At 65.1% G+C, this 16,840-nt stretch carries 18 protein-coding genes and 1 tRNA gene; 10 read left to right on the forward strand and 9 right to left on the reverse strand.

Features of this window, described 5'->3' with window-relative positions:
- Positions 1 to 84 precede the first annotated feature (84 nt).
- Both ACLKOZ_RS21540 and ACLKOZ_RS21545 read right to left on the reverse strand, forming a co-directional pair.
- The gene (locus tag ACLKOZ_RS21540) at positions 85 to 393 is read right to left on the reverse strand and encodes a hypothetical protein (protein WP_436478210.1); all 309 of its coding nucleotides are present in this window, start codon (positions 391 to 393) and stop codon (positions 85 to 87) included.
- A gap of 176 nt (positions 394 to 569) precedes the next feature.
- Positions 570 to 1,424 (reverse strand): LysR substrate-binding domain-containing protein, encoded by an 855-nt coding sequence (locus ACLKOZ_RS21545; protein WP_337347467.1) that lies wholly within the window; start codon positions 1,422 to 1,424, stop codon positions 570 to 572.
- A 167-nt stretch (positions 1,425 to 1,591) separates the two neighbouring features.
- On the opposite strand from ACLKOZ_RS21545, the gene ACLKOZ_RS21550 reads away from it, so the two are divergent.
- Positions 1,592 to 2,959: an MFS transporter gene (locus ACLKOZ_RS21550; protein ID WP_436478212.1), complete on the forward strand. Its 1,368-nt coding sequence runs from the start codon at positions 1,592 to 1,594 to the stop codon at positions 2,957 to 2,959.
- A 54-nt stretch (positions 2,960 to 3,013) separates the two neighbouring features.
- Here ACLKOZ_RS21550 and ACLKOZ_RS21555 read toward each other — a convergent pair whose 3' ends face one another.
- Entirely contained in the window at positions 3,014 to 4,168 is a 1,155-nt protein-coding gene (locus ACLKOZ_RS21555; RefSeq protein ID WP_337347465.1) for a N(5)-(carboxyethyl)ornithine synthase, read from the reverse strand.
- Positions 4,165 to 4,305, reverse strand: a complete 141-nt coding sequence (locus tag ACLKOZ_RS21560) for a hypothetical protein (protein WP_165478350.1) — start codon at positions 4,303 to 4,305, stop codon at positions 4,165 to 4,167. Before ACLKOZ_RS21560 ends, ACLKOZ_RS21555 begins: the two co-directional genes overlap by 4 nt.
- Before the next feature lie 263 nt (positions 4,306 to 4,568).
- Between ACLKOZ_RS21560 and ACLKOZ_RS21565 the strand changes: the two genes are divergently transcribed.
- Positions 4,569 to 4,946, forward strand: coding sequence for a hypothetical protein (locus ACLKOZ_RS21565; RefSeq protein WP_436478214.1), 378 nt, complete (start codon positions 4,569 to 4,571; stop codon positions 4,944 to 4,946).
- Positions 4,947 to 5,004: 58 nt separating this feature from the next.
- Here ACLKOZ_RS21565 and ACLKOZ_RS21570 read toward each other — a convergent pair.
- Positions 5,005 to 5,078: transfer RNA gene (locus ACLKOZ_RS21570), tRNA-Gly, on the reverse strand.
- 242 nt (positions 5,079 to 5,320) lie between these two features.
- Between ACLKOZ_RS21570 and ACLKOZ_RS21575 the strand changes: the two genes are divergently transcribed.
- Positions 5,321 to 5,764, forward strand: coding sequence for an SRPBCC family protein (locus ACLKOZ_RS21575; protein ID WP_337347463.1), 444 nt, complete (start codon positions 5,321 to 5,323; stop codon positions 5,762 to 5,764).
- Between the two features lie 114 nt (positions 5,765 to 5,878).
- A complete protein-coding gene (gene dcd / locus ACLKOZ_RS21580) occupies positions 5,879 to 6,454 on the forward strand; it encodes a dCTP deaminase (RefSeq protein WP_337347462.1) in 576 nt (191 codons plus the stop codon).
- A 60-nt stretch (positions 6,455 to 6,514) separates the two neighbouring features.
- On the opposite strand, the gene ACLKOZ_RS21585 is transcribed toward dcd, so the two are convergent.
- The 3 genes from ACLKOZ_RS21585 to ACLKOZ_RS21595 all read right to left on the reverse strand — a co-directional run bounded on the left by ACLKOZ_RS21585 (position 6,515) and on the right by ACLKOZ_RS21595 (position 9,688).
- Positions 6,515 to 7,696, reverse strand: a complete 1,182-nt coding sequence (locus ACLKOZ_RS21585) for a cation:proton antiporter (RefSeq protein ID WP_436478216.1) — start codon at positions 7,694 to 7,696, stop codon at positions 6,515 to 6,517.
- A gap of 5 nt (positions 7,697 to 7,701) precedes the next feature.
- Complete coding sequence (locus ACLKOZ_RS21590; RefSeq protein ID WP_337347460.1) at positions 7,702 to 8,184, reverse strand: cation:proton antiporter regulatory subunit; 483 nt, start codon at positions 8,182 to 8,184, stop codon at positions 7,702 to 7,704.
- 100 nt (positions 8,185 to 8,284) lie between these two features.
- Positions 8,285 to 9,688 carry an MFS transporter gene (locus ACLKOZ_RS21595; RefSeq protein ID WP_436478218.1) on the reverse strand — a complete coding sequence of 468 codons (1,404 nt, stop codon included), beginning with the start codon at positions 9,686 to 9,688 and terminating at the stop codon, positions 8,285 to 8,287.
- 194 nt (positions 9,689 to 9,882) lie between these two features.
- Between ACLKOZ_RS21595 and ACLKOZ_RS21600 the strand changes: the two genes are divergently transcribed.
- The 6 genes from ACLKOZ_RS21600 to mnhG are packed head-to-tail and all read left to right on the forward strand — an operon-like array spanning position 9,883 to position 16,296.
- The gene (locus tag ACLKOZ_RS21600; RefSeq protein WP_436478219.1) at positions 9,883 to 12,888 is read left to right on the forward strand and encodes a Na+/H+ antiporter subunit A; all 3,006 of its coding nucleotides are present in this window, start codon (positions 9,883 to 9,885) and stop codon (positions 12,886 to 12,888) included.
- A complete protein-coding gene (locus tag ACLKOZ_RS21605; RefSeq protein ID WP_436478221.1) occupies positions 12,885 to 13,478 on the forward strand; it encodes a Na(+)/H(+) antiporter subunit C in 594 nt (197 codons plus the stop codon). The genes ACLKOZ_RS21600 and ACLKOZ_RS21605 overlap by 4 nt, the downstream gene beginning before the upstream one ends.
- The gene (locus ACLKOZ_RS21610; RefSeq protein ID WP_337347456.1) at positions 13,475 to 15,079 is read left to right on the forward strand and encodes a Na+/H+ antiporter subunit D; all 1,605 of its coding nucleotides are present in this window, start codon (positions 13,475 to 13,477) and stop codon (positions 15,077 to 15,079) included. The genes ACLKOZ_RS21605 and ACLKOZ_RS21610 overlap by 4 nt, the downstream gene beginning before the upstream one ends.
- Positions 15,076 to 15,621, forward strand: a complete 546-nt coding sequence (locus ACLKOZ_RS21615) for a Na+/H+ antiporter subunit E (RefSeq protein WP_337347455.1) — start codon at positions 15,076 to 15,078, stop codon at positions 15,619 to 15,621. Before ACLKOZ_RS21610 ends, ACLKOZ_RS21615 begins: the two co-directional genes overlap by 4 nt.
- On the forward strand, positions 15,618 to 15,896 hold the full coding sequence (locus ACLKOZ_RS21620; RefSeq protein WP_337347454.1) for a monovalent cation/H+ antiporter complex subunit F: 279 nt from the start codon (positions 15,618 to 15,620) through the stop codon (positions 15,894 to 15,896). Before ACLKOZ_RS21615 ends, ACLKOZ_RS21620 begins: the two co-directional genes overlap by 4 nt.
- Complete coding sequence (gene mnhG, locus ACLKOZ_RS21625) at positions 15,886 to 16,296, forward strand: monovalent cation/H(+) antiporter subunit G (protein WP_337352009.1); 411 nt, start codon at positions 15,886 to 15,888, stop codon at positions 16,294 to 16,296. Before ACLKOZ_RS21620 ends, mnhG begins: the two co-directional genes overlap by 11 nt.
- A 23-nt stretch (positions 16,297 to 16,319) precedes the next feature.
- On the opposite strand, the gene ACLKOZ_RS21630 is transcribed toward mnhG, so the two are convergent.
- The gene (locus ACLKOZ_RS21630) at positions 16,320 to 16,583 is read right to left on the reverse strand and encodes a DUF4235 domain-containing protein (protein ID WP_337347452.1); all 264 of its coding nucleotides are present in this window, start codon (positions 16,581 to 16,583) and stop codon (positions 16,320 to 16,322) included.
- Positions 16,584 to 16,840: the final 257 nt, after the last annotated feature.

Below are 16,840 nucleotides of genomic sequence, written 5' to 3' on the forward strand. Positions count from 1 at the left end.
CGGCGGCCACCTTCGGGTGGCCGCCGGGCCGTTTTGCTCTAGTAGTAGTGCTATCGGCCGCGCCCAGCGCGCCGTGGGAGCAAGTTAGCCCAGGTACCAGCCCGGGGGAGTCCACGATGCAGGAACGCTGTGAGCGGAGAAATCCTCGCAACGGGTGCAGGTGTAGGCGACTTCGCCCAGGGTCCTGACCACCCCGTCACGCCGGTAAACCGGAGGAATGTACGACTCAAGATAGATGAATTCGTCGGTTCCGCACTTGTCACAGGTGGGCTTTCCGACGTATTCGGACTCCGTGGTGGCCATCCCGCCACCGAAATGGGAATGGTGGGTGACCAGTGGCCGGGTGGTATGCGGATGCGCTGAGTGGAAATGGGAGTTACTGGCTGTCTTCATTGGCTGCCTATCCCGAGCGCGACCGGCCCATGGGTTGCAGGCGCGCGCTCGTTTTGTCAAAACCGGCCTCTGCTTGACCCATGGGAATCCAGCATAGGCGATGCGGGCTTCCGCATCAATGGTTTTGGCCAAGCCGGTGCCCCATGCAACGGGCCGCGGGGCGTGTCCGGAGACCCTTAGGCCGACTTCTTGAGGGTCCTGCCAACGATGGCTTGGGTCAGGGCGTCGATTACTTCGGCGTTGGCCAGCGGGTTGCGGATCAGGGTGAAATCGACGTCCCCGACCGGCGGGAGGTCGAAGCGCCGGGTGATGATTTTCAGGTCTTCCGGAACCAGCGACGACGGCATCACCGCGACGCCGATGCCGGCTCGGACCGCCGCCAGCACGCCGCTGATTTGCCGGGTGGTGCACGTGATACGCCAGGTCCGGCCATGGGATTCCAGGGCGTCGATGGCGAGTTTCCTGCTGAGGCTGGGGGAGGGATAGGCGATCAGCGGTACCGGATTTCCGGGCTCCAGCGACGTCTGGTCCAACCCCACCCAGGAGAAGGAATCGTGCTGCACTACTGTGCCGTCCTTGGCTCCGGCCACCCACTTCACGAACACCAGGTCCAGCTGGCCGGCATTGAGCTTCCTGTAGAGCTGGTCGCTCTGCCCGACGGTGAGCTCGAGGTTGATCTGCGGATAGATCTGGCGAAATTCCCGCAGGATCCGGGGCAGCCCGGTAATGGCGAGGTCGTCCGCGGTGCCGAAGCGCAGCCGCCCGCGCATGGCGGAGCCGGAGAAGTAGCGCGAGGCGGCATCATGGGCGGACAGGATGGTGCGGGCGAACCCGGCCATGGCATCGCCGTTATCTGTCAGCCGGACATCGCGGGTGTCCCGCGTGACCAGGACCCGCTTGGCGGCCGCTTCAAGCTTGCGCACGTGCTGGCTGACGGTGGGCTGGGCTAACCCCAGCCGTTCAGCGGCCTTGGTGAAACTCAGTGTCTCCGCGACGGCGAGGAACGAGCGGAGCTGGGCGGGTTCGAACACGAAGGGCTCCTTGTGGGTCTCTGGTGCGTGGGCCGGGCGTGGCAGGTCCGAGCAGCCGTATTACGTTGCGCAATGCGAGTTATAGACGCAATAACCCTACATAATCATGGCCGGTCAGCCTAGCGTTAAGGGCATCCCAACCCGCCCGCTTACTTGAGGACACCCCTGTGGCACCCCCACCGCCATCGTCGGCAACCGTCAGCCAGCCCGTCATCGACTCCGCCAGTTCCGAAACCCAGCCCATCGCCGTCGTCAGCGAACGGCTCCCCTGGAAACACACATTCATCTCCCTCAGGGTCCCCAACTTCCGCATCTTCGCCATCGGCCACTTTGTGGCGGTGATTGCGATCTGGATGCAGCGGATTGCCCAGGACTGGATGGTCCTGGAGCTGTCCGGTTCAGTGACCGCGGTGGGCATCACCGTGGCGTTGCAGTTTATGCCCTCGCTCATCCTGGGTCCATGGGGCGGCATGATCGCGGACCGGTTTGCCAAGCGGAAGATCCTCATTGTCTGTCAATGCCTGGCCGCGGTCCTGGCGACGGCACTCGCTGTCCTCGCCCTCACTGGCGCAGTTCAGGTCTGGCACGTCTACGTCATTGCCCTGGTGCTGGGCCTGGTTACGGTGCTGGACCAGCCCGCGCGGCAGGTCTTCGTCAACGAACTGGTGGGGCCCAGGTACCTGCGCAATGCCATCAGCGTCAACTCCACCACGTTCCAGTTGGGCGGCCTGATCGGCCCGGCGCTCGCGGGCCTGATGCTGACCGCCGTCGGCGCCGGCTGGGCCTTCGCCGCAAACGCCCTGGCCTGCTGCTCCACGGTGGCCATGCTGCTGCTCCTACGGAAGGACCAGCTGTTCGTCAGCACCCCGGCCCCCAAGAAGAAGGGCATGCTGCGTGAAGGGCTGCGATACGCGCTGAGCAAACCCACTATTTACTGGCCGTGGCTGATGGCCGGGTTCATCGCCGTTTTCGCCATGAGCCTGCCGGTGCTGCTCGCAGCCTTTGCCGATCACGTGTTCGACGTCGGCGCCGGCGGCTACGGCCTGCTGAACGCCTTGGTCGCGCTGGGTGCCCTGTGCGGCGCCATCGCGTCGACCCGCCGCCGCCAGTTGCGGCTTCGCTCGGTGGTGTTTTGCGCCGGAATGTACGGCCTCATGCTGTGCCTGGCTGCGCTGGCGCCGTCGATGGTTTGGTTCAGCGTGGTGATGGTGTTGTCCGGCTTCTGGTGCCTGATGTTCCTGACCGGATCCAACCAGCTGGTCCAGGTCAGCTCGAACATGGGTATCCGCGGCCGCGTCATGAGCCTGTACATCATGGTGCTGATTGGCGGCCAGGCTATCGGCGGTCCCATGCTCGGCTGGATTGCCGAACACGCAGACCCGCACATAGCTCTGCTGGTGTCGGGCGGGGTACCGGCACTCGCCGCGTTGACCGTCGGGGTTGTCCTTGCCCGCAAGGGGGCGCTGAAACTTCGGGTAGATCTGAAGGACCGGCGCCACCCCGTGCGGATCGTCAGCCGTCCGGCGCCGGCCTAAGAAGCCAGCGGCGGCAGCGTGGTTCGTCTGCGGCTGCTAAAACCTGCCCGGGACCTAAGCAGGCAGGTGAGGGTACTCCGCCTGGCGCTGCTGGAACTCCAGGACGTCCTTGTTCAGGACCACGCCGTCGCGGATTTCGATGGCCCGGGAAATTGTTTCGTTCCCGTCCCACTCCTCCGGACCGCCGATGACCGTCTCCAGGAAAGGCAGCACGGCCTGGCTGATCTCCCAGCTGGACGAATTCCAGAGGTAGGAGGGGCTGTGGTCCACCGCGTAGTAGTTGATGTGGTTCCCGATGGTGAACATCGGTTCCGCGAACGTGGTGGACCGCGCCCAGCTGAAGCCCATGCCTTCGTCGCAGGACACGTCGACGATCAGGCTTCCAGGGCTGAACGCCTCCAGGTCCTCTGTTCGCAGGTAGGTGAGTGGATTATTGGGATCCTGCAGCGTGCAGTTAACTACGATGTCGCTCTCGGCCAGGAACGGAGCCAGCGGAACCCGGCCCCGCTCGGTGATGACCTGGCTCAGGAAGGGTGCCTCGTCGTCGTGATCAAACTGCACGATGTTGACCGAGTGGATCGGGGCGCCCACCGCGGCAACACCGCGGTTGGTCAGCACCTGGACGTCATGGATGCCGTGGGCATTCAGCGCGGTCACCGCGCCGCGGGCAGTGGCCCCAAAACCGATCACGACGGCGCTGAGGCGCCGTCCGTAATCGCCGGTTGAACCGGTCAGCGAAAGGGCGTGAAGGACTGAGCAGTACCCCGCGAGCTCATTGTTCTTATGGAACACGTGCAAGCCAAAGCCACCGTCGCTGGCCCAGTGGTTCATTGCCTCAAAAGCGATCAGCGTGAGCTTTTTATCGATGGCCAGCTGGGTAATGGCGCGGTCCTGGACGCAGTGCGGCCAGCCCCAAAGGACCTGGCCATCGCGCAGCTCGGCCAGGTCCGCCGGCTGCGGCTTGGGCAGAAGTACGACGTCGGCCTCCGCCAGCAGCGCTTCCTTGGTGGCCATTTTCCCCACGAGGGTGGAGAGGTGGTCATCCGAGATGCCGAAGCGCTCGCCGTAGCCCTGCTCCAGGATCATGCGCTTGCGCACTTCGGGGTCAATCCGCTCGAAATGCAGGGGATGGATGGGGACGCGGCGCTCGTCGGGTTTCCGTGTGGATGCCAGGACGCCCAGGCTCAGCTGGGTTTTATGGCCACTCACTTCTTTTTGGCGGCCTTGCTGGACGTGATATCCAGGGAGCTGGCCGGCGCTGCGGCTGCCCGCTTGTCGGCACGCTTTTCCTTGATGGACTTGCCGGCTTTTTTGGATGCTGCTTGACGCGGGGACTTGTCGGCCATGTTTGCTCCTGTAGCGGAACCGAAGAGGTTCCTGACTTCTGACGATACACGGCAGCACCTAACGGGCCCCCGCGTGCGGACGGCAGGCAACACCCAGACATCGGCCCGACAGGTTTCTCCGAGAGGGTGCTCCGACAGGTAGATCCGACAGGTTGATCCGACAGATTGCGCGGCGGTCATTGCGTCCGAGGGTTCCCAATGTGAAAATGACGCTCTGGGTACTGGGAAGGGCAGGCCCGCTTAGTCATCACGGGAACAGCACCATGGGAACCATCGAGATCCACAACACCGTCCTTATTCCCTGCAGCCGGCCGGAAGTTTACGCCTTCTGCGTCGACCCGCAGGCGCGCGCGGCAGTGCCGGGGCAGGAGGATCAAGTGCCGCGTTTCGAGGACCTGGTGACGGACCGGTCCTGGACCGAGACGCTGGAGAGCCGGACCGAAACGATTATGTGTTCCTATGTGGTGTATCCAGTGGCCGACAGCACGCGCATGACGGTCACCGCACACTACGATCCCAAGGGACTCGGGCGGGTGTTTTCCGGAGCGAAGGAGGCCGCATACCGGAAACAGGAGGCCGCCCGGCTGGCTGCGCTCAAAAAGGCTTTGGAGCGCCAGGTGAGGCTGGGGACAAAAGGCTAGTCCCGGCGTCGTCCGCACCAAGTGTGCGGATCCCTGCAGAACTGTGCTGATCACGCTGTGGAGCGGCTGACGGGAATCGAACCCGCGTATCAAGCTTGGGAAGCTAGCGCTCTACCATTGAGCTACAGCCGCATGTGCCCCCGATTTGGGCGGGGCAGAACTTAGCTTAGCGCAGTTGGGCGGCCCCGCTGTCAACGACGCCCGCGATCCGGCCCGTGTCTGCAGGGCCACCCGGCGTCATCCAGTAACTCTTCAATAACGTACCCGTCCGTAGCTAGGTTCACGGCGAAACGTCTGACTACTCTGAACCGGATAGCTGCGGTGTCATGGGGGAGGCGGGCTATTGAAAGTCAGACGTCGAACAAAGGATTCCCATGGCCTTCGCAGAGCACGAGGTACTCATCCGTCGTGACGCGATGGCCGTTTACACTTTCCTGGTTGACGGGTTGAACCTTCCGCAGTGGCGGGACGGGATCCGCAGCATCGACCTCGCCACAGGGGCAGCCGGTACTAAGGGCGCCGTGTACCAGCAGACCCTGGCCGGCAGGTCCGGACGGCCCGTTGCCGGAGACTTCGAAATCACCCAGGCCCGGCCGGGTGCCGAAATACAATTCCAGGTCATCGCCGGACCAGCCAGGCCCTCCGGCGGCTATTACCTCAGCACTGAGCCGGACGGAACCAGGGTCAGGTTTGCCCTCGAGTTCCAGCCCAAGGGGATCAAAAGCCTCCTGAACACCATGGTCCAGCGGACCATGAAGGCCGAGGTGGCCCAGTTGGAGCGGCTCAAGCACGTCCTGGAACTCCAGCCGGCCACTTAGGCCGCGTTTCGGCGGCGGGTCCGTTCCGCCGTCGGGCATTCCAAGGCGTCACAGCCTGAAGCTTTCCCGCCCGCGGGCAGCAGTGGGCACCGCGCATGCGGTATTTTGGGAGGCGTGCTGATCTCTGACCGCGATATTCGTGCCGAAATAGACTCCCAACGGATTGTCCTTGAACCGTACGATGCGGTGATGGTCCAGCCGTCCTCGGTGGATGTACGCATTGACCGGTTTTTCCGGCTCTTCGACAACCACAAATACGCGCACATCGATCCCGCAGAAGAGCAGCCGGAGCTGACCCGCCTGGTGGAGGTCGAGGACGGTGAGCCGTTCATCCTGCACCCGGGGGAGTTCGTGCTCGGCTCCACGTACGAGACGGTGACCCTGCCGGATGACATTGCGGCACGCCTTGAAGGCAAGTCCTCACTGGGGCGCCTCGGCCTGCTCACCCACTCCACCGCCGGTTTCATCGACCCCGGATTCTCCGGGCATGTGACTCTGGAACTGTCCAACATGGCAACGCTGCCCATCAAGCTGTGGCCCGGCATGAAGATTGGCCAGCTGTGCTTCTTCCGGCTGACGTCCGCCGCGGAATTCCCGTATGGCTCCGGTGAGTACGGCAACCGGTACCAGGGCCAGCGTGGCCCGACCGCCAGCCGCAGCCACCTGAACTTCCACCGCACGCAGATCTAGCCCCGCACCCTTCGATGCGGGCACGCGGGTCGGGCGGGCCGGGGAACTGGCCCCGCCGTCCTAAGCCTGTGCGGGCACGCGGGCCGGGCGGCCAAAGGCCTTGACCGCCGGCTCCACGTAGCGGGCGGCCAGCGGCCCGATGATGGCCATGAGCAGGACGTAGGCGGTAGCCAGGGCGGCCAGTTCGTCAGGGACAACTCCGGAGGCAACGGCCAGGCCAGCGATAACAATGGAGAACTCGCCGCGGGCAATGAGGGCCGCACCCGCGCGGAAGCGTCCCGGGCGGGCGATTCCTGCCCGCTTGGCAGCCCAGATTCCGGTGACCATTTTCGTGACTGCGGTGATGACGGCCAGGACCAGCGCCCAGCCAAGGACCGGCGGGATGGATGTCGGATCAGTGTTCAGCCCGAAGGCCACAAAGAAAATCGCTGCGAACAGGTCGCGCAGCGGTTCAAGGATACGGGTGGCACTGTGGGCCGTGGCGCCGGATATAGCGATGCCGAGCATAAACGCCCCCACCGCCGCTGAGACCTGCATGGCGGATGCAACGCCGGCAACCAGCAACGCCGCACCCAGCAGGTTCAGGAGGAATACCTCGGAGTTTTCGCTGTGGACGGCCTGGGACACCCGGTGGCCGTGCCGCAGGGCCACCATCAGGACTATGGTGACCACGGCCAGCGAAATCCCCACCGTGGTCAGCCCGCCGAGGAAACTGACCCCAGCCAGGGTGGCGGTGAGGATGGGCAGGTAGACGGCCATGGCGAGGTCTTCGAACACCAGGATCGACAGCACCACTGGCGTCTCGCGGTTACCGATCCGGCCGAGGTCCGTAATCACCTTGGCGGCGATCCCGGACGAGGAAATATACGTCACACCGCCCATCACCATCGCACCCACCGCCCCCCAGCCCAGTAGCAGGGCAAGCGCGGCGCCTGGAACGAAATTCAGGACCAGGTCAAGGACACCGGCCTGCCAGGACCTGCGCAGACCGGTGAAAAGCTCGGCAGCCGTATATTCCAATCCGAGCATAAGCAGCAACAGGATGACGCCGATTTCACCCGAGAGGTGGGCGAATTCCTGGATGCCTTCGAGCTTCATCACGCCACCGGCGCCGAAGGCGAGACCACCCACAAGGTACAGCGGGATGGGGGACATTCCGATCCGTCCGGCCAGCCTGGCCAACAGGCCAAGGCAGAACACAACGGCCCCCAGTTCAATGAGGGTCAGGGCCAGCGGGTCCATGTCGGCTATCCGTTGCGGAGGATCTCGGCGGCGTCGTCGAGGCCTTCTTGCGTACCGACGGCGACGAGCAGGTCACCCGAGTGAAGTACGACGTCGGGACCCGGCGACGGGAGCACCTCGCCTTCACGCATGATCGCCACGATGGAGACACCACAGCGCGTGCGGATGCACGCTTTGCCCATCGGCTGGTTCTGGAACGGGGAGTCCGGAGCGATGGAGAACTGCCTCGTGACGATGCCGGGGACATCCCTGTGCTCTTCCGTGAGCTTCATGGCCAGGTGCTGTCCGCCCAGGAGGTTTCCCAGGGTGGCTGCTTCATCCCCGGTGAGGGGAATGGACGCCTGGCACGTGTCGGGATCATCCCAGGTGGAGACGATCAGCTCCGTCTGGCCTTCCCGCAGCTCCACGACGCCAATGCGGCGCCCTGAAGCAGTCATAAAATCCTTCCGCCGGCCAAGGCCGGGGAGGTCCGTCTCATCCACGTTCATAGCTCCAGCCTAATCCGCGGGCGGCTCTTTGGGGCGTGCGCCGCCCAAGTCGCGGCCGCGGGGGCCCAAGTTCGTCCGCGCGGGGTTGAAGGGCGCTGCCCTAGGCCGCGGGGACGACGGCGATGGGGGCCTTGTCCGGCGACTTGACCGGCAGCAGGACAAGCAGGCCGGCGAGCAGTACCACCATGATGCCCAGGATGCCCCAGCGCTGCGCCTCACCCGGTGCCACCAGGGGCGTGGCCAGCGCGATGCAGAGCGTGAACAGCGAAGGCGCCAGGAAACTGACGGCACGGCCGGTGGTGGCATACAGGCCAAAGAGCTCCCCGGACTCGCCGTGGGGTGCGAGCCGGGCAAGGTAGGCCCGCGAGGAGGACTGGGCCGGACCGACGAAGAGGCAGAGGAACAGCCCAAAGACCCAGAAAGTGGTGCTGCCCGCCCACTGCATGCCAAAGAAGACATAGTCTCCGTTGCCGAGCACCAGGATGGCGGTCCCGGCGATCAGCAGGCCCACCAGGGAACCGATGATGACGGCTTTTGGCCCCACCCGGTCATCCAGGAAGCCGCCAATGACGGCACCGACAGCCGCCACGACGTTGCCGAAGATGGCGAAGAAGATGACTTGGGAGAGTTCAAAGCCGAAGGTTCCGGCGGCTATGATTCCGCCGAAGGTAAACACCGCGGCCAGGCCGTCACGGAAGACCGCGCTGGCCAGCAGGAAATAGATGGTGTGCGGGCTGGTGGCGTAGATGGCCTTGATCCGGCGGACCAGCAGGTTGTAGGAGGCCAGGAAACCCAGGGACTTGGCCTGCCTGGGCCGCGGGAGTTCCGGAACGGCGAACAGGACCGGCAGCGCGAAGACGAAGAACCACAGGGCGGAGAACACGGCAACCAGGCGGATGTTGAGGCTGTCCTGGGTGGACGCCCCGAACCAGTCGAAGCTCGGCTGGACGAACAGTTGCAGGACAACAAGGAGGGCAACGATGCCGCCGAGGTAGCCGCTGGCCCAGCCGAAGCCGCTCACCTTTCCGATGTTCCTCGGGGTGGAGACCTGCGCGAGCATGGCGTTGTAGTTGACGCCGGCAAACTCGAAGAACACGTTTCCCAGTGCAATGAGGGACACGCCAAGCAACAGGAACTCCGGCCTCGGGAACACAAAGAAGCACAGTGCCGTCAGGATGGCGACGGCGGCCGTGTTGACTCCCAGCCACAGCTTCCGGCGTCCGCCTGCGTCCGAACGCTGCCCGGTCACCGGGGCGAGCACGGCGATGGCGAAGCCGGCTATGGCCAGCGCACCGCCCAGGACCGCCGAGGCCTGGTCCTCGCCGCCGAAGGCGTTGGAGGTCAGGTACACGGTGAAGACGAACGTGGTCATCACGGCATTGAAGGCGGCCGATCCCCAGTCCCAGGCGGCCCAGGCGAGGACGCGGCCCTTGCTGGTCGCCTTGTTTCCTGCTTCGAGTTCCGATGGCGGCTGCATGGCCTCAGGAGCGCTGGCGGTGTTCATAGGCTGAATCGTATCCGCCCGTGGCGAACAACCGGTGGACGATAACCCGGACAGCCGCCGAATCCTTCCACCCGGTCAACCCCGTGCGGCAGGAGTGCCTGTTGCACCTTGATAAACTGTGGGCACTGAAATCTTACGAATGACCGCCTGCTCTTACTTTTGACAATCGAATCCCTGACGTTGCGGAGATACCAGTGATCACAGTCCTTGCCGTGCACTTTGCGGTGGCTGCTGTGGCGCCATTTCTGTTCAGGGCCTGGGGGCGGAACGCGTTTTATGCGCTGGCTGCTGTCCCGGCGGCGTCATTCTTCTGGCTGTTGCTGCAGCACGGGGCCGTCTACTCGAACTCCGGCCCGGTGGACGAGGTATTCCCTTGGATTCCGGGCCTCAAGCTGGAGTTCGCCTTCCGGATGGACGCCCTTGCCTGGGTGATGTCGCTCCTGGTGCTGGGGGTCGGTGCCCTGGTGCTGGTCTACTGTGCGCGGTACTTCAAGAAAAAAGACCAGGACCTTGGCGGTTTCGGTGCCCAGCTCCTGGCCTTCGCCGGAGCCATGTTCGGCCTGGTGGTGGCGGACGACCTCCTTCTGCTGTTCATCTTCTGGGAACTCACCACCATCCTGTCCTACCTGCTGATTGGATTCGCCCGCACGCGGCTTGCCGCCCGCCGCTCCGCGCTGCAGGCACTGATGGTCACCACCGCCGGCGGTCTCGCCATGCTGGTGGGTCTGATCATGCTCGGCTACAGCGCGGGCACGTACCGGATCTCAGCAATCCTGGCGCAGTCTCCCGAGCTGGTAGCCGGGCCAACCGGCTCAGCGGTGGGTGCCGCCGTCGTCCTCATCCTGGTGGGTGCCATCACCAAATCCGCGCTGGTCCCCTTCCACTTCTGGCTTCCCGGCGCCATGGCTGCCCCCACGCCGGTCAGCGCCTACCTGCATGCCGCGGCGATGGTCAAAGCCGGCATCTACCTCGTGGCACGGCTGGCGCCCGGCTTCGCGGAAACTCCCTATTGGCAGCCGGTTGTCCTAGGGCTCGGGCTGGCCACCATGCTGGTGGGCGGGTACCGGGCGCTCCGCCAGACCGATATCAAGCTGATCCTTGCGTACGGCACCGTCAGCCAGCTGGGCTTCCTGACCATGGTGGTGGGCCTTGGCACCCCTGACGCCGCGCTGGCCGGACTTGCGATGCTGCTCGCTCACGGGCTGTTCAAGGCCACTCTGTTCCTGGTGGTAGGTATCATCGACCACCAGTCCGGGACCCGCGACGTCCGGAAGCTGTCCGGCGTCTTCACCTCGTCCCGGGCCCTCGGGATCGTGGCCGGCATCGGCGCCGCGTCCATGGCCGGCGTCCCGCTGCTCGCCGGGTTCGTGGCCAAGGAATCGGTCCTGGAAGCCTTCGTCCACCACGCGCAGAGCGGTCCGTGGGGCATGGTGGTGCTCGCGGGCATCGTCCTGGGCTCCATCCTGACCTTCGCCTACAGCGCCCGTTTCATGTGGGGCGCCTTTGCCGCCAAGCCCGGAGTTGACCGGACCCCGTTCAAGGCCGTCCGGCCATCCTTCCTCGCCGCTCCTGCCCTCCTGAGCCTCCTGACCATCGTCTACGGCCTGTGGCCGGCACCGGTGGATGCGTGGATCCAGCCGTACGCCGCGCTGTTTGCCTCCACCGCGCCCGACGCCGGGACCCCAGCCGAGCAGGCAGGGCACCTTGCGCTGTGGCATGGCATGACCCCGGCCCTGGGTTTGACGGCTGCCACGTTCGCGCTGGGCCTGGCGATGTACTTTGGCCATACCCTGGTGGCGCGGGTGCAGGACCGCGTGCCGGGCTGGATCGACTCCGACCGCGCCTACCAGTACACCATCGGCGCGCTGGACGACACCGCTGTCTGGATCACCGGCCGCACCCAGCGTGGTTCGCTCTACTTCTACTTGGCGGTCATCCTTTCCGTGGCCTGCGTCCTGCCGCTCGTCGCCATGCTGGCCTCCAACAAGCCGCTCCCGGACAACCTCTATTTCATCGATCCCAATTCGCCGCTGCAGTTGGTGGCGGCCGCGGGCATCGTGATCGGCGCCCTCGCGGCCGTCAAGGCAAACAAGCGGTTCCTTGCGGTGTTGATGGTCTCGGTGACGGGCTACGGCATTGCCCTGATGTTCGCCCTGCAGGGTGCCCCGGACCTGGCACTCACCCAGATGCTGGTGGAAACCATCATTTTGGTGGCCTTTGTCCTTGCCATGCGCAGCCTGCCGGCAGAGCTCCGGGACCGCACCGGCGGCAAATACCGGGTGGTGCGCGTCATCATCGGGCTGGGCTTCGGCGTCACCATGATTTTTGCCGCCATCTACGCCATGGGCGCCCGGATTGCCACGCCCGTTTCGCTGGAATTCCCCCGCCTCGCCTACGAGGGCGGCGGCGGGCTGAACATCGTCAACGTGACCTTGGTGGACATCCGCGTCTGGGACACGTTTGGCGAAATTTCGGTCCTTGCCCTCGCCGCCACCGGTGTGGCCAGCCTGATCTTCGTCCGCAGCCGCGGAGACCGCATCCTGATGTCCGCTGATGTTGCCGAGGGCACCGTGGGCAGGCACCCCGGCGTCGATCCTGGCTCCCGTGACGCCGCCGCGCTGGCCATCAGCAGGAAGTTCGCCGCGTCCACCCGGGACGCCTGGATTGTGGCCGGCAGGACGCTGGCCCCGGAACGGCGTTCGATCATTTTCGAAGTGGTCACCAGGCTGATTTTCCACTCCATGATCATCTTCTCCCTGTACCTGCTGCTGGCGGGGCACAACCTGCCCGGCGGCGGTTTCGCCGGTGGACTCACCGCCGGCCTGGCGCTGACCATCCGCTACCTGGCCGGTGGCCGTTTTGAACTGCGGGAAGCCACCCCCATCAGCGCCGGGACCCTCCTGGGCATCGGACTTGCGACTGCTGCCGCCTCAGGCGTGGTGCCGCTCCTGCTGGGTGGCCAGGTCTTCCAGACGGCCATCATCGAACTGTGGCTGCCCGTTTTCGGCGACATCAAGTTCGTCACCTCCACCATCTTCGACATCGGCGTCTACATCGTGGTGGTGGGCCTGGTGCTGGACGTGTTGCGCAGCCTGGGCGCCGAGATCGATGAGAACGTCGAAACCCAGGCGACGGCCCCGGCCGAGGAGCAGGAACCACTGGGCGTCCCTGCCGAAACCACAGCAAGGGGCCAGTCATGAGCGTCAACCTGACCCTCCTGGCCGTGATGGGGGCACTCTACGCTTGCGGGATCTACCTCCTCCTGGAACGCAGCCTGACCCGCGTCCTGCTGGGCCTGATGCTCCTCGCCAATGCCACGAATTTACTGATCCTCGCCACTGGCGGGTATGCCGGCCTGGCGCCCTTCTACGCCAAGGACACGCCCGCGCAGGACTACAACGACCCCCTTCCGCAGGCGCTGATCCTTACGTCCATCGTCATCTCATTCGCGGTGACGGCTTTTATGTTGGGCATCATCTACCGCACCTGGGTCCTGGCCCGGCAGGATGAGATCCAGGACGACGTCGAAGACCTCCGCGTCGCCGAGACGCCCAGTTTCGACGCCGAGGACGACGCCGAGATCCCCATGGAGACCTCCGAGTTTCCCCTGACAATGGTCGGCGGCGACGGCCGTTCGGTGTCTGACCAGGCCTTGACCCGGTCCGGCGGGGAATCGGCCGGGAGCACCATCGCGGCCGGTGCCAAGAGGATTGATGCCATCGACGCCGCGGCCGAAGAGCAGCCAGGCTCCCAAAACGTCACCCCAGGCCCCGAAGGAGGTGTGAAGTGAACATCGCAAGCTTTGCCCCGCTCGCCGTCGTACTTCCCATCCTTGGCGCCGCCCTGACCTTTGTGCTGATCCGGCACTCACGGGCGCAGCGGACCGTAAGCATCGCGCTGCTTTCCCTCACGCTCGCGCTTGAGTGCCTCCTCCTCGCCTCCGTCTGGGAAGGCGGTACCGCTGCGGTGAACATCGGCGGCTGGCTGCCGCCCTGGGGCATCGTGATGGTGGTGGACCAGTTCTCCTCCCTGATGCTGGTGGTTTCGTCGGCCGTGAGCCTCGCGGTGCTCGTGTACGCCACCGGGCAGGGCATGGCCGACGGCGACCACGACGCCCCCGTCTCGATCTTTCACCCGACCTACCTGATCCTGGTGGCCGGTGTGTCCAACGCCTTCCTGTCCGGTGACCTCTTCAACCTGTATGTGGGGTTCGAGATCCTGCTGACGGCAAGCTACGTCCTGATGACGCTGGGCGGCACCGGCCCCCGGATCCGTGCGGGCGTCACGTACGTGGTGGTGTCCGTGGTCTCCTCGGTGCTGTTCCTGATCTCCATCGCCATGGTTTACGGAGCCACCGGAACGGTGAACATGGCCGATCTCGCGATCAAGCTCGCAGACCTGGACCAAGGCACCAAAACCCTCCTGCACGTGATGCTGCTGGTGGCGTTCGGCATCAAGGCAGCCGTGTTCCCGCTGTCCTTCTGGCTGCCCGACTCATATCCCACCGCCCCGGCGCCGGTCACTGCAGTGTTCGCCGGCCTGCTCACCAAGGTGGGCGTCTACGCGATGGTCCGCACCGAGACGCTCCTGTTCCCCGGCGACTCGCTCAACACACCACTAATGGTGGCGGCGTTGCTCACCATGGTGGTGGGCATCCTTGGCGCCCTGGCGCAAAGCGACATCAAACGTCTGTTGTCCTTCACCCTGGTCAGCCACATCGGGTACATGGTGTTCGGCCTGGCAATGTCCTCAGTGGCCGGGCTGGGCGCGGCCGTGTTCTACGTGGCCCACCACATCACCATCCAGACCAGCCTCTTCCTGGTCACCGGCCTCATCGAACGCCGCGGCGGCAGCTCCTCCATTGACCGGCTGGCCGGGCTGGCCAAACTGTCGCCCCTGCTGGCACTGCTGTTCTTTATCCCGGCCATGAACCTGGCGGGGATACCGCCGTTCTCCGGATTCCTGGGGAAGGTGGGCCTCATGCAGGCCGGCATCGAGCTCGGCACGCCGTTGGCGTACACCCTGGTGATCGGAGGCGTGCTCACCAGCCTGCTGACCCTGCTGGCCGTCGCCAGGGTATGGAACCGCGCCTTCTGGCGCAAACCGTCCGACGCCGAGCACCCCGACCCCGTGCTTCTCGCCCCGCGCGAGACCTCCGATACCGGGCGCCGGGGAGGCCGCAACAACGTCACACTGCTGCCGCGCACCATGGTGGGCTCCACCTTCGGACTGGTGCTGCTGGGCGTCTCGCTCACGGTCTTTGCCGGTCCGCTGTTCAAGGTCTCGGACCAGGCCGCCGCTGACATGCTGGACAGGTCCTCCTACATCCAGGCTGTCCTGGGCGAAGAAACGGCGGTTCCCCTCATCCTGACCTCCGGAGGCGGCAAGTGAGCCGCCGGCGGATCTCCCTGCGCCAGGAGCTCCCGCTCCTGGTTTGGCTGGTCATCGTCTGGGGCGCGCTCTGGCAGGACTTCAGCCCGGGCAACCTCCTCTTCGGGGCCATCCTCGCTGTGGCCGTGGCCCGGATGTTCTACCTTCCCCCAGTGGAACTGAGCGGCCGCTTTAATGTCCTCCACGCAGTTCCCTTCGCGCTGATGTTCTTGGGGAAGGTGATGGCCGCGAGCTTCCAGGTGATGTACCTGGCGGCCGTCCGAGGCCCTTCGGTGCGGAACGCCGTCGTCGCCGTTCCGCTACGGAGCCATGAGGACCTGATGGTGACCGCCACCGGGCACGTCATCTCCCTGATTCCCGGATCCCTGGTGGTGGAGGTGGACCGCTCCACGTCCACGCTTTACCTCCACTGCCTGAACATCGGCACTCCGGAAGAGGTGGAGAGTCTCCGCCGGGAAGTCCGGGACATCGAAGCCGGGCTCATTCGGATCATGGGAAGCCAGGAAGAACTGGACGCAATCAGAGCGGAGGCTGCAGCATGATGGAGATCGTCCTGGCCGTCACGGCAGTCATCCTTTCGCTGGCGGCCGCCGGAGCCATCATCAGGATCGCGCGGGGGCCTTCGCTGCTGGACCGGGTGTTGGCCTCGGACGTGCTGCTGGCCATCCTCGGTGCGGCCTTATGCATCGACATGGCCGTGAACCGGCACCTGAACAACCTCATGCTGCTGGTGGCGTTGTCCATCATTGGGTTTATCGGCTCGGTGACCGTGGCCCGCTTCGTGGCAGACCGGCGGGAGCAGCCCCATGAGTCCTGAGCCCGCCGTGCTGGACATCGTCATTGACTCCGTGTCCGCCGTTTTCATGATCGTGGGCGCGCTGATGTCCTTGGCCGCCGCAGTGGGCCTGCTGCGGTTCCCTGATCTCCTGAGCCGGATGCACGCCGCCACCAAACCCCAGGTCCTGGGCCTGTTCCTGCTGCTGGCGTCCATCGGCCTGCAGTTGCGCACCTGGTGGGTGTGGCCGGTGCTGCTGGTGGCCTGGATCTTCCAGCTGCTGACCGTGCCCGTGTCTGCGCACATGGTGGGCCGGGCCGGTTACCGGACCAAGCACCTGCACCGCGAACTCCTCAGCTCCGACGAGCTCGAGGCCGTGGTGCAGAAAGCCGCCGCCAAAGCTTCCCGGGAGGATGCTTCCGACGGCGGCCGGCCGGACTGATCACAGCCCGGTTTTTCCTGCGCCTAGACGATGTCCTGGCTCTTGGCGAAGCGCGTGATGGCCCGCTGCGTGCCACGGTTGGCGAGGACCTGGATGATGGCGCTCACAGAGGCGGACACCAGCGCGAAGGTCAACGCGGTCCGCAGCGTGGTGGGGACATCGTCCTTGCCGCCCTTTGGTGGCTTCTTGCCGGTGGTCTTTTCCCAGATCGCGTCAACGGCCTTGGTGCCGGCGAACCCGGCAAGCAGGCTGATGCCCGTGCCCAGCAGCTTGATGAAGAAGTTCATTCCCGTGCTCCTTGCGTCGTGAATTCAGGACTTCTCCTAGCCTAGCGTCATCGGCCAGCGTGACAGCCCGCCTTCGGCCCCGCCTGCCGGACCCATCTGAGGACCCCGCCTGCCGGGCCGCCTGAAGCCCCTCCGGCGGTTCGCTAGGTGTATTGACCACGGACGTTAGTGACGGTCGGCGTGGCTTGGTGACATGAAGAAGACCTCCGTGTGGAGTGGGGCTTGTCTAGAGTCCAGTTCCACAAACGGAGGTCTTC

The organism is Arthrobacter sp. R4, assembly GCF_051365025.1.
GTDB lineage: Bacteria > Actinomycetota > Actinomycetes > Actinomycetales > Micrococcaceae > Arthrobacter.

What these genes read in the sequence shown, in the direction of transcription:
- ACLKOZ_RS21540 (WP_436478210.1), bottom strand. Translation starts at nt 393, where the DNA reads ATGAAGACAGCCAGTAACTCCCATTTCCACTCAGCGCATCCGCATACC.
- ACLKOZ_RS21560 (WP_165478350.1), bottom strand. Translation starts at nt 4,305, where the DNA reads ATGGCCGACAAGTCCCCGCGTCAAGCAGCATCCAAAAAAGCCGGCAAG.
- ACLKOZ_RS21565 (WP_436478214.1), top strand. Translation starts at nt 4,569, where the DNA reads ATGGGAACCATCGAGATCCACAACACCGTCCTTATTCCCTGCAGCCGG.
- ACLKOZ_RS21575 (WP_337347463.1), top strand. Translation starts at nt 5,321, where the DNA reads ATGGCCTTCGCAGAGCACGAGGTACTCATCCGTCGTGACGCGATGGCC.
- ACLKOZ_RS21585 (WP_436478216.1), bottom strand. Translation starts at nt 7,696, where the DNA reads ATGGACCCGCTGGCCCTGACCCTCATTGAACTGGGGGCCGTTGTGTTC.
- ACLKOZ_RS21590 (WP_337347460.1), bottom strand. Translation starts at nt 8,184, where the DNA reads ATGAACGTGGATGAGACGGACCTCCCCGGCCTTGGCCGGCGGAAGGAT.
- ACLKOZ_RS21595 (WP_436478218.1), bottom strand. Translation starts at nt 9,688, where the DNA reads ATGAACACCGCCAGCGCTCCTGAGGCCATGCAGCCGCCATCGGAACTC.
- ACLKOZ_RS21605 (WP_436478221.1), top strand. Translation starts at nt 12,885, where the DNA reads ATGAGCGTCAACCTGACCCTCCTGGCCGTGATGGGGGCACTCTACGCT.
- ACLKOZ_RS21620 (WP_337347454.1), top strand. Translation starts at nt 15,618, where the DNA reads ATGATGGAGATCGTCCTGGCCGTCACGGCAGTCATCCTTTCGCTGGCG.
- mnhG (WP_337352009.1), top strand. Translation starts at nt 15,886, where the DNA reads ATGAGTCCTGAGCCCGCCGTGCTGGACATCGTCATTGACTCCGTGTCC.
- ACLKOZ_RS21630 (WP_337347452.1), bottom strand. Translation starts at nt 16,583, where the DNA reads ATGAACTTCTTCATCAAGCTGCTGGGCACGGGCATCAGCCTGCTTGCC.